Source organism: Streptomyces sp. Ru62 (assembly GCF_002920615.1).
GTDB lineage: Bacteria > Actinomycetota > Actinomycetes > Streptomycetales > Streptomycetaceae > Streptomyces.
The window spans coordinates 46,344-58,466 of record NZ_PQSU01000012.1; the positions used below are offsets into that span (position 1 = coordinate 46,344).

Sequence of the window (12,123 nt, forward strand, 5' to 3'; positions counted from 1 at the left end):
GGGGCGGGGAGCGGGTTGCCGCCTGGGTCGGTCGCGGCCCGCTCACGATCCTCGCGCGCCGTGCTGAGCCCAGTCAATCCTTGGGTTTCCTCACCAACCCCCAGTGTTAGCTTGGGTCTTGTGACCCTGGAAGACCTCCGCGTGTTCATCGCTGTGTGCCGTGCCGGCAGCCTCAGCTCGGTCGCCCGTGACCTCGGCCGCACCCAGTCCGCCGTCAGCCAGCACGTCAAGCGACTGGAGCGGGAGACCGGCGTGGCCCTGCTGGAACGCCGGCCGCGCGGGGTCGTACCGACGCAGGCCGGCCGGATACTGGAGGCCGCCGCGGGCGAGGGCATCAACGCCCTGGACGTCGCCGTACGAGAGCTGCGCGACCTGGTCGACGGCCACAGCGGGTACGTCCGTGTGGCCACCGGCGCGACGACCGTCCGGCACTTCATGTCCGACGCGGTCGTCGCGTTCCGCCGCCGCCACCCCAAGGTCAACCTGGACTTCCGCACGGTCAGTTCGGGCCGGGGCAGCTTCGACGCCCTCGCCGACGGCACGCTGGACCTCGCGTGGATCACCATCGGCCCACCGGTCCGGGGCATCGAACAGCGGACGGTCGCGGAGCTGCCGTGGCTCCTCGCCGTCCGGGCGGACGACCCGCTGGCCGGCCGCCCGCACCTGGACCCGGCCGAGCTGTCCGACGCCCGGGTCATCCGGCTCCCGCCGAACTCCACGTCCGCCGCCCACCTGGAAGCGGCGTGCGCCGAACGCGGCGTGCGGTTCGCCTACGAGCCGAGCGTGGCCGACTGGGACACGGCCCTGCTGCTCGCCGAGCTGGGGATCGGAAGGGCGGTCGTACCGGCCGTACCGGGGCTGCCGGTCCCCGGCGACGGCCCGCTGCGCCTGATCCCGCTGCCCGGCCTGCGTCCCCTCCCCGTCGGCTGGGCCGTCCGCCGCTGGGACGCGCTCAGCCCGCCGGCCCGCGCCTTCGCGGACACGGTCGCCGCGTTGCGCTGAGCGCCAGCTCCACCCAGACCGTCTTGCCGACGTCCCGCTCGGACACGCCCCACAGTGTGGCCAGCACCTGTACGACGACGAGACCCCGGCCGTTCTCGTCCTCCAACCCCCCGTCGAGGAAGCGGAGGGCGCGGTCGCCCCGGGCGTCGCTCACCTCGATACGCAAGGTGTCCTTGGCGGGGAGCAGCGCCAGCCGCAGTTCGAAGTCCCGGCCCGGTACGCGACCGTGGGTGACGGCGTTGGCGGCGAGCTCCGCCACGACGAGCTGGGCGGTGTGGCTGAGGTCGCCGTCGTGGGGATACCCCCAGGTGGCGAGCGCGGTACCGGTGAGCCGACGGGCCAGTCGGGCGCCCCGGGGAGTCGAGCTGAGCCGTTGGACGAGTTCGGTTGTGGGGGTGGAGATTTCTACGTTCACATCACCGAGCGTGGTCGCTTCTCCCTACGCTGACCAGGGGAGACCTGGCGACTGTACGTAGTCGTACGGGTGCGTCTAGTGGGAGTACGGGTCAGTCGGAGGGGCGCGTGACGGAGGAGAGCGAGCGGAGGCCGGAGACGCCGGCGGAGGAGAACGGCTCGGCTGGGGTGTTCGCCGTACTGGGCAAGCAGCTGAAGCTGATGCGGGAGCGGGCGGGGCTGAACCAGCGGGAGTTCGGCCAGTTGGTGGGGTACGGCCCGGACCAGATCTCCGCGATGGAGCGAGGGGTGCGTACGCCGAGGCCGGAGTTCCTGCGGCGGGCCGACGAGATCCTGGGCGCCAACGGCATGTTCATCGCGGTCATCCCGGAGGTGGAGGAGGCGATGACCAGGGCGCGGACACGGCATCCCGAGTGGTACCGGGGTTATGCGGTGCTGGAGGCGCAGGCAGTGTCCCTGCACGACTACAGCACCATGGGCGTGCTGGGCCTGCTCCAGACCGAGGATTATGCGCGCGCGGTGTTCACCCAGCGGCACCCGCCCCTGGACGAGGAGACCATCGAGAAGCGGGTGGCCGACCGGCTGTCACGCCAGCAGATCTTCGAGCAGTGGCCACCGCCCGAGTTCAGCTTCGTCATCGAACAGGCGGTGCTGGAGCGGCCGATCGGGGGGCCGCAGGTGCACCGCGGCCAGCTACAGCAGCTGCTGCGACTCGGGCGCATGCGCAACGTGCAGCTTCAGATCATGCCGACGGGCCGCGAGAATCACCCATCACTTGGTGGTTCGTTCACCTTGCTCATCCCTAAGGGGAAGGAGCAGGTTGCATACATGGAGATCCAGGGCTACCCCAAGCTGATCAGTGATCGAGAACAGGTCCGCGTCCTCGCCGCTCGCTATGGGATCATCCGGGCGCAGGCCCTCAACCCGTACGAGTCCTTGGACTTGATCGAGAAGATGCTGGAAGAGCAATGACCATAGACCAGTTGAGCTGGCGTAAGTCCAGTTACAGCGACGGCGAAGGCGGCCAGTGCCTGGAAGTGGCCGCCCACCCCACCGCCATCCACATCCGCGACTCGAAGCAACCCCTCGCCGCCCACCTCACCGTCACCCCGTCCGCCTGGTCAGCCTTCCTTCTGGGCGAGAAGGAACGCCTGCGGGACGGGTGATTCGCCGCGCGTCACCTCGGGCCCCCGCACGGTGGTGGAGCGGACGGTGAGGCCCGCCCCCGACAACAGCTCCGCCATCTGCTCGGGGCGGCGCCGCTCGTAGTCCAGGGTCACGTCGTGACCGAAGGGGTGTTCGAGGCGGAGCGGTTCGTCGCCGACCTGGAAGGCGAGGAGGAGGCGCCCGCCGGGGGCCAGTACGCGGTGGAACTCGGCGAACAGGTCCGGGAGTTCGTCCACGGGTGTGTGGATGCTGGAGTACCAGGAGACCACCCCGGCCAGCGAACCGTCGGCGACGGACAGCTCCCGCATGGACCCCTGTTCGAACCGCAGTGCGGGGTACCGGCGGCGGGCGATGGCGATCATGGCGTCCGAGAGGTCGACGCCGAAGACGGACAGGCCCAGACCGGCCAGGTGCGCGGTGACGTCGCCGGGGCCGCAGCCGAGATCGGCCACCGTGCCGTCGGGGCCGACCTGTTCGGCGTACGCGCTGAGGAGGGCCCGTTCCAGGGGCCGTTCGGCGAGGGGGTCGCGGAAGTGGTCGGCGTAGTCCTCGGCGATGGTGTCGTAGAAGGCGCGGGTGTCGGTCATGGGCAGGGACCGTAGCGGCCCGCACTGACACTCCGCTTAGGCTGCTGCCGTTGGCCAACGCATCAACTGGGGGGTACGGGCCGGTGAACCAGTCGACGGAGGTGTTCCAGCCACTCCAGGCGGACGACCCACCGGTGGTGGCGGGCTACCGGCTCGCCGCACGGCTGGGCGCGGGCGGCATGGGACGGGTCTACCTGTCCCACACGCAGGGCGGACGGCCCGTCGCGCTGAAGGTCGTACGGCCGGAGCTGGCGGACGACCCGGATTTCCGGCGGCGGTTCGGCAGGGAGATCAAGGCGGCCCGGCGGGTGCGGGGGGCGTACACGGCGGAGCTGATCGACGCCGACGCCGACGGCGTACCGCCGTGGCTGGCCACGCTGTACGTGCCGGGGCCGTCCCTGACGGAGGCCGTGGCCCGGCGCGGGCCGTTGCCGGTGCCGGCCGTGCTGTGGTTGATGGCGGGGGTGGCCGAGGCGCTTCAGGCCATCCACGCCGAGGGCATCGTGCACCGGGACCTGAAGCCGTCGAACGTGCTGCTGGCCGCCGACGGTCCCCGGGTGATCGACTTCGGTATCGCGCTGGCCGCCGACGGGACCTCGTACACGGCGACGGGCGGCACGATCGGCACGCCCTCGTTCATGGCTCCGGAGCAGGCGTCCGGGGGCGAGGTGACGGCGGCGACCGACGTCTTCGCGCTCGGGCAGACGGCCGCGTTCGCGGCGCTGGGCAGACCGCTGTACGGGGACGGGCCGGCCGTCAACGTGCTGTACCGGATCGTGCACGAGGACCCCGGCCTGGACCTGCTGCCCGAGCCGTTGCGTCCGCTGCTCGCCCGGTGCCTGGCCGCCGATCCGGCGGAGCGGGCCACTCCGGCGGAGGTCGTGGAGTGGTGCCGGCGGCGGCTGGGCGCGGACGCCGACGCGGGCGGGGGACCGGCCGTGTGGCGGGAGATCACCGGACCGGAGGTCGTGGTTCCGGCGCCCGTACCCGAGCCGACCCCGGCGTACGCCCGGCAGCTGCTGATCGCGCCGGCCGGCTGGCCGCAGCCGACGCCGGAGCAGCGGAAGGCCCGCCGCCGGCGCGCCGCGCTGATCTCTGTCGCGGGTGTGGCGGGCGGCGCGCTGCTGGTGGCCCTCCTGGCGTGGTCGGTCATGGACGCGAAGGGCCGGGCCGGCGGGCGGGACACGGCGGGCTCCCGGACGTCGGCCGCGGGACAGTCGCCGAGATCGTCGGCGCCCTCGTCCGCGTCGAACGCCAAGGACTCGTCGGGCTCCGGTGCCGCCGCTGATGGTGCGCCCGGCGCGGCGCAGTCCCCCTCGCCCTCGCTGTCACAGCCGCAGGCCGAGCCGTACGCCCCGCTGATGGTGGACGCGAAGCACCCGATCAGCATCAAGGACCCGTTCGGCAAGCCGAGGAACGACAAGGGGGCCATCCGTTTCGGCTGCAAGACGTCCAGCTGCGAACTCGAAAGTGACGGCAGCGTGTTCGTCCAGATGATCGGCGGACACGGCACCACCCTCGACGAGTGCCGTCTCTTCCTCAAGCACGCCACCGACCACGACTTGTCGCTGGCCGCGTCGGCGGCCGGTACCGAGATCTGCATCAAGCACCCCTCGGGGGACATCGCGCTGTTCACGATCCAGACGAAGTCGACCGCGCTGCCCGACATCGGTTTCGTCTCGGGCGACCTCGCGGTATGGCGAAAGGCCGCCAGGCCCTAACCCACCCCCACCATCCGCAACACCGCCGTCGTCGTAGCCGCCCCCAGCACCACCACGGCGAACGGTGCCCGGCGCCAGGCCAGGACGGCGCCCACCAGCACCCCGGTGGGGCGGGCCCAGCCCGCGAAGCCGCCGGACTCGGTCAGCGCGCCCGTGGCCAGCAGGGCGACCAGGAGGACCACCGCGCCCGCCGAGGCCAGTTCCTGGACGCGGGGCGGGACGGTGACCCGGCCGTGCAGGACCGGGCCGACCAGCCGGAAGGCGTACGTGCCGACGGCCAGTGCGAGGATCACGGCGAGCGTGGTGTTCATGCGGCGGCTCCCCGGTCGGTCGGGCGGCGGTGCAGGAGAAGACCCGTCAGGGCCAGCAGGACCGGGACCCCGGCCGGGACGGCGGGCGTGGCCGCCAGGGCCAGGACGGCGCCGAGCAGGGCGCACCGCCGTACCGTCGCGTCCGCGCGGAGGGCGGGCAGGACCAGGGCGACGAGGACGGCGGGGAACGCGGCGTCCAGGCCGTAGCGGGCGGTGTCGCCGAGGGCGCTGCCCGCGAGCGCGCCGGCCAGGACGCCGGTGTTCCACACGGCGAACAGGCCGAGCCCGGACATCCAGAACGCCCGGCGCTGCCGTACCGGGTCGGACTGGGCGAGGGCGAAGGCGACCGTCTCGTCGGTGACCAGGTGGGCGCCGAGGAAGCGGGCCGCGCGGCCCGTGCCGATGATCTCGGCGACGGCCAGGCTGAAGGCCGCCGTGCGGGTGTTGAGCAGCAGCCCGGTGGCCACGGCGGCGACGGGGCCGCCCCCGGCGAGCAGCACGCCCACCGCGCTGAACTGGGCCGAGCCCGCGTAGACCACCAGCGACATCAGCACCGGCACCCACAGCGGCAGCCCGCCGGCGACGGAGACGGCGCCGAACGAGACGCCGACGATGCCGCTGGCCAGCCAGACGAGCGAGCTGTCACGGAGGAGGGAGCGGTCCGTGTCCCGATCGGGCGGTGTTCGTTGTGGCGAACGCATGTTCTCTACGATGGACAGTGAGCGCCTTGTCCGTCAAGGCGAACGATCGTACCGATGGAGCGAACGCACATGTCCGAGGTGCCCGCCCGGCTCCCCCTGGAGTGGATCGCCGCGTCCCTGAAGCGGGAGCGCGGCCGTGCCGGTCTGTCCCTGTCCGAGCTGGCCAAACGCGCCGGGATCGCCAAGTCCACGCTGTCCCAGCTGGAGGCAGCGAGCGGGAACCCGAGCATGGAGACCATCTGGGCGCTCGCGGTGGCGCTCGGCGTGCCGTTCAGCGCGCTGGTCGAGCCGCCCGCGCCGGCGGTCCAGGTGATCCGGGCGGGACAGGGGCCCACGGTCCACTCCGACCAGTCCAGCTACCTGGCCTCGCTGCTCTCGGCCTGCCCGCCGGGCGCCCGCCGGGATCTCTATTTCGTCTGGCTGGAGCCGGGGACCGTGCGGGATTCCGAACCGCACATTCCGGGCACCGTGGAACACATCGTGGTGAGCGAGGGCACGGTGAAGGCGGGGCCGCGCGGAGAGGCCGTGGAACTGGGGCCGGGGGACTACATGTCGTACCGGGGTGACGTATCCCACTCGTACGAGGCGATTTCGGCCGGTACCAAGTTCGTGCTGGTCATGCAGCACATCTGAGTGTCCGTGAACGGAAAGTGAACGGGAAAAGGCAGGAGCCCCGTCGCCGGATGGCGCGGGGCTCCTTGGGTACTGCGCTAGGCTGCGATCAGTTCTCCCAGGTCGATCAGACCGGGGTGACGTTCTCCGCCTGCGGGCCCTTCGGACCCTGGGTCACGTCGAAGCTCACCTGCTGGTTCTCTTCGAGGGAACGGAAACCCGTGGCGTTGATCGCGGAGTAGTGAACGAAGACGTCGGGGCCGCCGCCCTCCTGGGCAATGAAGCCAAAGCCCTTTTCGGCGTTGAACCACTTAACGGTTCCGGTAGCCATAAGCCCTCCTTGGGCTCACAAAGGGTTGCCCTGCTCCAGAACCTGCAAGTGTGATGCGGTGCTGCACAACTGCATACTTCTGAAAACGACGAGAGCCTGCGGTTACATGCTCCGCAGGCTCTGTACTGCAAGGGAAACCAAACTGCAACTTGCGGCAAGCCTAGCATCCGGGCAGCCGAAAGCAATAGGGATCAAGATCACGTCACCCAGATGTTTGAACGCCCGCTAGGCCGTTTGAGGGTGGGGCCGGTCCCAGCACCGTACCCGACGGGGTCTAGTCTCGCGATGTGGACAATTCTCGCACCCGGCCGCGCGTCGGCCACATCCAGTTCCTGAACTGCCTGCCCCTCTACTGGGGGCTCGCGAGAACCGGCACGCTCCTCGACCTCGAGCTCACCAAGGACACCCCGGAGAAGCTCAGCGAGCGGCTCGTGCGCGGCGACCTCGACATCGGCCCCGTCACCCTGGTCGAGTTCCTGCGCAACGCCGACGACCTCGTGGCCTTCCCCGACATCGCCGTCGGCTGCGACGGCCCGGTGATGTCCTGCGTGATCGTCTCGCAGGTCCCGCTGGACCGGCTCGACGGCGCCCGGGTCGCCCTCGGCTCGACCTCGCGCACCTCGGTCCGGCTCGCCCAGCTGCTGCTCGCCGAGCGGTACGGCGTCCAGCCCGACTACTACACCTGCCCGCCCGACCTCAGCCTGATGATGCAGGAGGCGGAGGCCGCCGTCCTCATCGGCGACGCCGCCCTGCGCGCCAACCTCCTCGACGGCCCCCGCTTCGGCCTCCAGGTGCACGACCTCGGCGCGCTGTGGAAGGAGTGGACCGGCCTGCCGTTCGTCTTCGCGGTGTGGGCGGCCCGCCGGGACTACCTGGAACGCGAGCCGTTCATCACCCGCAAGGTCCACGAGGCCTTCCTCGCCTCCCGCAACCTCTCCCTGGAAGAGGTGCACAAGGTCGCCGAACAGGCCGCCCGGTGGGAGGATTTCGACGAGGCCACCCTGGAGCAGTACTTCACCACCCTCGACTTCAGCTTCGGCGCACCGCAGCTGGAGGCCGTCACCGAGTTCGCCCGCCGGGTCGGCCCGACGACCGGCTTCCCGGCCGACGTGAAGGTGGAACTGCTCCAGCCCTGAACGGGGTAGGAACCCGGGGCGGGCCGACCGAGGGGGGAAGCGTGGGCGGGGTGACCACGGGGGTGCTGGTGCTCGGCGCCCTGCTGTGGGGCGCGTCGGCGGGGGCGCTGCTGCCCCGCGCCGCCTACCGCTTCGCCGTACCGTCCGGCGAGCCGTGGCGCGACCGCTGCGCCGGCGGCCACCATCCCGTCCGGGGGTGGCTGGGCGGGGCCCGGTGCGCGGACTGCGCGCGCGTGGGTGAACGCGGGGGAGCCGAGGGGCGCGTGCCCGTCACGTCGTACCAGCCGTACGCCCCCTCCGCGCCCCTCCTCGCCACCGCAACCGCCCTCGTCTGCGCCGCCCTCGCCGCCGCCACCGGCACCCGGCCGGAGCTGGCGGTGTGGCTGCTGCTCGCGCCCGTCGGCGTGCTGCTCGCCGCCGTCGACTTCCGGGTGCAGCGGCTGCCCGACCCGCTGACCCTCCCGCTCGCCGCCACCGCCCTCGCCCTGCTCGGCCTCGCCGCCCTGCTCCCCGAACACGCCGGCCACTGGCGCACCGCCCTCTACGGCGCCCTCGCGCTGGGCGCCGGCTACTACGTGCTGTACCGCGTCAACCCGGGCGGCATGGGCTTCGGTGACGTCAAGCTGGCCGTGGGCGCGGGCGCCGTACTCGGCTGGTACGGCTGGCCCACCGTGCTGCTCGGCACGTTCGCCGGGTTCCTGCTCGGCGCGCTCTACGGCGGCGCGCTCGTCCTGGCCCGGCGGGCGGGCCGGAAGACGGCCGTGCCGTTCGGCCCGTTCCTCCTCGCCGGCGCGCTCACCGGAGTGCTGATCGGCGCGTACGCGGCCTGAGCGCGGGCGGCCGAAAGGGCTGGCGTAGGCTGACTCAGTCCGTCCACAACCCTTGACGAAAGGGACACCCTGGTGACCGAGAAGGCCGACCTCACGTCTGTCCTCGACCGTGCCGCTGCCGGTGGGCGGATCACCCCGGAAGAGGCGCTCGTCCTCTACCGCGACGCCCCCCTGCACGCCCTGGGCGCAGCAGCCGACGCGGTGCGCCGCCGCAAGTACGCGGGCATCGAGCACATCGCCACGTACATCATCGAGCGGAACATCAACTACACGAACGTGTGCGTCACGGCGTGCAAGTTCTGCGCCTTCTACGCGGCCCCCAAGGACAAGGAGAAGGGCTGGACGCGGGACCTGGACGACATCCTGCGCCGCTGCGCCGAGACCGTCGAGCTCGGCGGCACCCAGATCATGTTCCAGGGCGGCCACCACCCGGACTACGGCGTCGAGTACTACGAGAAGCACTTCCGGGCCATCAAGGAGGCCTTCCCGCAGCTCGTCATCCACTCCCTGGGCGCGTCCGAGGTCGAGCACATGGCCCGGATCAGCGGGGTCTCGGTCGAAGAGGCCATCACCCGTATCCACGAGGCCGGCCTGGACTCCTTCGCCGGTGCCGGCGCGGAACTGCTCCCCGAGCGCCCCCGCAAGGCCATCGCGCCCCTGAAGGAGAGCGGTGAGCGCTGGCTGGAGATCATGGAGACCGCGCACCGGCTGGGCGTCGAGTCCACCTCCACCATGCTGATGGGCACCGGCGAGACCAACGCCGAGCGGATCGAGCACCTGCGGATGATCCGGGACGTACAGGACCGCACGGGCGGCTTCCGCGCGTTCATCCCGTACACCTACCAGCCCGAGAACAACCACCTGAAGGGCCGCACCCAGGCGACCCTCTTCGAGTACCTGCGGATGATCGCCATCGCCCGCCTCTTCCTGGACAACGTCCGGCACATCCAGGGCTCGTGGCTCACCACCGGAAAGGAGGTCGGCCAGCTCTCCCTGCACTACGGCGCGGACGACCTCGGCTCGATCATGCTGGAGGAGAACGTGGTCTCCTCGGCCGGCGCCAAGCACCGCTCCAACCGCCTGGAGATCATCGACCTGATCCGCAAGGCGGGCCGCGTCCCGGCGCAGCGCGCCACGACGTACGAGCACCTGATCGTGCACGACGACCCGGCGAACGACCCCGTGGACGACCGAGTGGTCTCCCACATCTCCTCCACGGCCATCGAGGGCGGCACGGCCCACCCCGAGCTGAAGCTGCTCGCGTCGAACTGACGCCGTTGTGGAGACGATGCACGCGGCGGACCGGGTCTTCGTCACCTGGGACTCCGAGCCGATCGAGAACGGCGCCGTGGTGGTCGGCGGGGACCGCATCGGCGCCGTGGGTCCGTACGACGAGCTGCGCGAGCGGTTTCCGCAGTCCCGGGTACGCCACTGGCCGGGCTCCCTCGGCCCCGCCCGCGTCCACGACGGCCCCGTTCCGGCCGCCCCCAGCCCGCGCGAACGCATCCACGCCGTACTGAAGCTGGGAGCGGTGGCGATCCTGGAGCGGTACGTCGACTCACCGGAACTCCGGGCGGCGGCCGAGCGCAACGACGTCGTGGTGTTTCCGGGTACGGCCGCAACGCCGGTGATCCGGCAGACCGGCCGGGCCGACCTGGCCGTCTTCGACGGGGCGGGGGCGTGCATCGCGACGGTGTGCGCCGGGCGCCTTGTCCACAGACGGCGCTAGCGGCGCCGGTCAGGGCGTCGGACAGGGGCGATCACCCGGTGAACGCCTCCGCGAACGCCCCTGAACTCTGGCTCACCCCGCTGCAGTCCGTGGCCGCGTCGTCCTGCCCGGACTGTCCGTCCGCGCACTGGCGGTCCCGGAACGCCGACCACATCGACACCCAGGCGATCCCCTTGCGCTCCGCGAACGTCCGCACCTGCGCCGCGTCGGACAGCGTGAACGTCTCCCCGGCCACGTCGTTGACGCCGATCATCGAGGTGAGCGCCATGCCCCGCCAGGCGTTCGCGTCCGACAGCCCGAACACCTTCTTCAGCTGGGCGTGCGCGGCGGTCGCGGAGGTCACGGCGTAGTCCCCCATGTCACCGCCGTACGACTCGCCGTAGTTCATGGTCATGAGATTGACGGTGGAGACCTGCACGTCGTACGTGTTCGCGGACTCCAGCAGCGCGAGGCCGTCCGCGTCGAGCCCCGAGGGCATCACCGGAAGGGTGAAGGAGACCTTCAGATCCGGGCGTTCCCTCTGCAACCGCGCTATCGCCCGCGAACGCAGTGCGACGGAGGCGGAGTTCGTCAGCTCGTCGCCCTCGATGTCGAAGTCGGCCTCAGTGGCACCCGCCGCGTCCAGCGCCTCGCCATAGGCGGCGGCGAGTTCCGGAACGCTGTCGCAGGCGGCGGCCAACTCCTTTCCGGAGGCACCGCCGAACGAAACACGGACGTCCGCTCCGGTTTTCTTCAGCGAGGATATCCGGGACGTCACGGCGGAGTCGGCGATCGCCTCGGTACCGTTCCACTTCGGTGTGCAGCCACTGCCGCCGGAGATCACGAAGGCGAGGTTGTACGTCGCCGGGGACCCGGCGGAGTCGGTCGCCGCGGCCTCGGTGGCGCTGACGTAGGGGGCGTAGACGGTGCTGGTCGCGGGGGCGGCGGCGGTGCTGGAGGTGACGGCGTGCGGTGCGCTCGCGACCTGCGCGGAACAACCCGTCACCGCGAGCGCGACCGCGCAGCCGGCCCCGGCCATCGGCCTCAGTGGACTCCTCATGAGGGGAAATCTCTCACACCGAGGTGTGGATTCCGTGCGCTTTCTCAGCCCGCCGACAGGTTCAAGGCGCCTTCATGGGCGGCTCACAAGGATCTCGGGTGGCTCACAAGAATTCCTGAGAAATGGCCACACAAAGACTCTCTAATATCCGGGGAATGCAATCCGAACCCGCCATCGAAACCCGCGCCGCCGGGCGCGGTCGTCGCCGCAAACATGGCAACGGGTCCACCGAGGGACCCGTGTTCGTTGACACCACCGGACGCCGGTCGAAGGTGCTGCGCCGGCTCGGCCTGTTCCTCGGCGCCGTCTGCCTCACCTACGCGGGCGTGCTCGCCGCCGCCTTCATGGGCTGGGGCACCTCGCTGAACCCGTCGTCCCTGCTGCCCTTCGGCACCGACGCCGACGGCGCCCAGGCACCCGGCCGGACAGGGCCGGAGGGCGGCACCGGCCGCCAGGGGTACCTGCCGGACCCCCTCCGGCCGACGGCTCCGCCCACCGCGTCCACGACCCCGTCCGCCTCCGCCTCCGCGGGCGCCAACTGAC

Annotated in this window: 16 protein-coding genes; 10 read left to right on the forward strand and 6 right to left on the reverse strand. The window is 71.3% G+C overall.

The window, feature by feature from the left end; genetic code table 11:
- Positions 1–120: 120 nt before the first annotated feature.
- The gene (locus C3492_RS17600) at positions 121–1,002 is read left to right on the forward strand and encodes a LysR family transcriptional regulator (protein ID WP_181140423.1); all 882 of its coding nucleotides are present in this window, start codon (positions 121–123) and stop codon (positions 1,000–1,002) included.
- Here C3492_RS17600 and C3492_RS17605 read toward each other — a convergent pair.
- Positions 953–1,417, reverse strand: coding sequence for an ATP-binding protein (locus tag C3492_RS17605; RefSeq protein ID WP_103812711.1), 465 nt, complete (start codon positions 1,415–1,417; stop codon positions 953–955). The two genes, C3492_RS17600 and C3492_RS17605, sit on opposite strands and share 50 nt — an antisense overlap.
- Before the next feature lie 107 nt (positions 1,418–1,524).
- Here C3492_RS17605 and C3492_RS17610 point away from each other — a divergent pair, with 107 nt between their 5' ends.
- Positions 1,525–2,388: a helix-turn-helix transcriptional regulator gene (locus C3492_RS17610; RefSeq protein ID WP_258055749.1), complete on the forward strand. Its 864-nt coding sequence runs from the start codon at positions 1,525–1,527 to the stop codon at positions 2,386–2,388.
- Complete coding sequence (locus C3492_RS17615; RefSeq protein WP_103812712.1) at positions 2,385–2,582, forward strand: DUF397 domain-containing protein; 198 nt, start codon at positions 2,385–2,387, stop codon at positions 2,580–2,582. The genes C3492_RS17610 and C3492_RS17615 overlap by 4 nt, the downstream gene beginning before the upstream one ends.
- Here the strand turns inward: C3492_RS17615 and C3492_RS17620 are convergent.
- Positions 2,538–3,170 (reverse strand): class I SAM-dependent methyltransferase, encoded by a 633-nt coding sequence (locus tag C3492_RS17620; protein ID WP_103812713.1) that lies wholly within the window; start codon positions 3,168–3,170, stop codon positions 2,538–2,540. The two genes, C3492_RS17615 and C3492_RS17620, sit on opposite strands and share 45 nt — an antisense overlap.
- A gap of 83 nt (positions 3,171–3,253) precedes the next feature.
- Here C3492_RS17620 and C3492_RS17625 point away from each other — a divergent pair, with 83 nt between their 5' ends.
- Positions 3,254–4,891 (forward strand): serine/threonine-protein kinase, encoded by a 1,638-nt coding sequence (locus tag C3492_RS17625; protein WP_181140424.1) that lies wholly within the window; start codon positions 3,254–3,256, stop codon positions 4,889–4,891.
- On the opposite strand, the gene C3492_RS17630 is transcribed toward C3492_RS17625, so the two are convergent.
- Together C3492_RS17630 and C3492_RS17635 are read right to left on the reverse strand one after the other, a co-directional pair.
- Positions 4,888–5,202 carry an AzlD domain-containing protein gene (locus C3492_RS17630; protein WP_103812714.1) on the reverse strand — a complete coding sequence of 105 codons (315 nt, stop codon included), beginning with the start codon at positions 5,200–5,202 and terminating at the stop codon, positions 4,888–4,890. The genes C3492_RS17625 and C3492_RS17630 overlap by 4 nt on opposite strands.
- Entirely contained in the window at positions 5,199–5,903 is a 705-nt protein-coding gene (locus tag C3492_RS17635; protein WP_103812715.1) for an AzlC family ABC transporter permease, read from the reverse strand. Before C3492_RS17635 ends, C3492_RS17630 begins: the two co-directional genes overlap by 4 nt.
- A gap of 69 nt (positions 5,904–5,972) precedes the next feature.
- Between C3492_RS17635 and C3492_RS17640 the strand changes: the two genes are divergently transcribed.
- Positions 5,973–6,536 (forward strand): helix-turn-helix domain-containing protein, encoded by a 564-nt coding sequence (locus C3492_RS17640; RefSeq protein WP_103812716.1) that lies wholly within the window; start codon positions 5,973–5,975, stop codon positions 6,534–6,536.
- A gap of 106 nt (positions 6,537–6,642) precedes the next feature.
- On the opposite strand, the gene C3492_RS17645 is transcribed toward C3492_RS17640, so the two are convergent.
- Positions 6,643–6,846: a cold-shock protein gene (locus C3492_RS17645; protein WP_004984723.1), complete on the reverse strand. Its 204-nt coding sequence runs from the start codon at positions 6,844–6,846 to the stop codon at positions 6,643–6,645.
- 287 nt (positions 6,847–7,133) lie between these two features.
- Between C3492_RS17645 and C3492_RS17650 the strand changes: the two genes are divergently transcribed.
- The 4 genes from C3492_RS17650 (at position 7,134) to C3492_RS17665 (ending at position 10,541) form a co-directional block, all read left to right on the forward strand.
- Positions 7,134–7,982, forward strand: coding sequence for a menaquinone biosynthetic enzyme MqnA/MqnD family protein (locus C3492_RS17650; protein WP_103812717.1), 849 nt, complete (start codon positions 7,134–7,136; stop codon positions 7,980–7,982).
- A 50-nt stretch (positions 7,983–8,032) separates the two neighbouring features.
- Entirely contained in the window at positions 8,033–8,812 is a 780-nt protein-coding gene (locus C3492_RS17655; protein ID WP_103812718.1) for an A24 family peptidase, read from the forward strand.
- 72 nt (positions 8,813–8,884) lie between these two features.
- Entirely contained in the window at positions 8,885–10,084 is a 1,200-nt protein-coding gene (mqnC, locus tag C3492_RS17660; RefSeq protein WP_103812719.1) for a cyclic dehypoxanthinyl futalosine synthase, read from the forward strand.
- A gap of 7 nt (positions 10,085–10,091) precedes the next feature.
- Positions 10,092–10,541, forward strand: a complete 450-nt coding sequence (locus tag C3492_RS17665; RefSeq protein ID WP_103812720.1) for a hypothetical protein — start codon at positions 10,092–10,094, stop codon at positions 10,539–10,541.
- Between the two features lie 31 nt (positions 10,542–10,572).
- Here C3492_RS17665 and C3492_RS17670 read toward each other — a convergent pair whose 3' ends face one another.
- Positions 10,573–11,580 carry a chitinase gene (locus C3492_RS17670; protein WP_181140425.1) on the reverse strand — a complete coding sequence of 336 codons (1,008 nt, stop codon included), beginning with the start codon at positions 11,578–11,580 and terminating at the stop codon, positions 10,573–10,575.
- A gap of 239 nt (positions 11,581–11,819) precedes the next feature.
- On the opposite strand from C3492_RS17670, the gene C3492_RS17675 reads away from it, so the two are divergent.
- Positions 11,820–12,122: a hypothetical protein gene (locus C3492_RS17675; protein WP_103812722.1), complete on the forward strand. Its 303-nt coding sequence runs from the start codon at positions 11,820–11,822 to the stop codon at positions 12,120–12,122.
- Position 12,123: the final 1 nt, after the last annotated feature.

Excerpts from the sequence above, each read along its gene's own strand:
- C3492_RS17615 (WP_103812712.1), top strand. The coding sequence starts at position 2,385 with ATGACCATAGACCAGTTGAGCTGGCGTAAGTCCAGTTACAGCGACGGC.
- C3492_RS17620 (WP_103812713.1), bottom strand. The coding sequence starts at position 3,170 with ATGACCGACACCCGCGCCTTCTACGACACCATCGCCGAGGACTACGCC.
- C3492_RS17630 (WP_103812714.1), bottom strand. The coding sequence starts at position 5,202 with ATGAACACCACGCTCGCCGTGATCCTCGCACTGGCCGTCGGCACGTAC.
- C3492_RS17635 (WP_103812715.1), bottom strand. The coding sequence starts at position 5,903 with ATGCGTTCGCCACAACGAACACCGCCCGATCGGGACACGGACCGCTCC.
- C3492_RS17640 (WP_103812716.1), top strand. The coding sequence starts at position 5,973 with ATGTCCGAGGTGCCCGCCCGGCTCCCCCTGGAGTGGATCGCCGCGTCC.
- C3492_RS17645 (WP_004984723.1), bottom strand. The coding sequence starts at position 6,846 with ATGGCTACCGGAACCGTTAAGTGGTTCAACGCCGAAAAGGGCTTTGGC.
- C3492_RS17670 (WP_181140425.1), bottom strand. The coding sequence starts at position 11,580 with ATGAGGAGTCCACTGAGGCCGATGGCCGGGGCCGGCTGCGCGGTCGCG.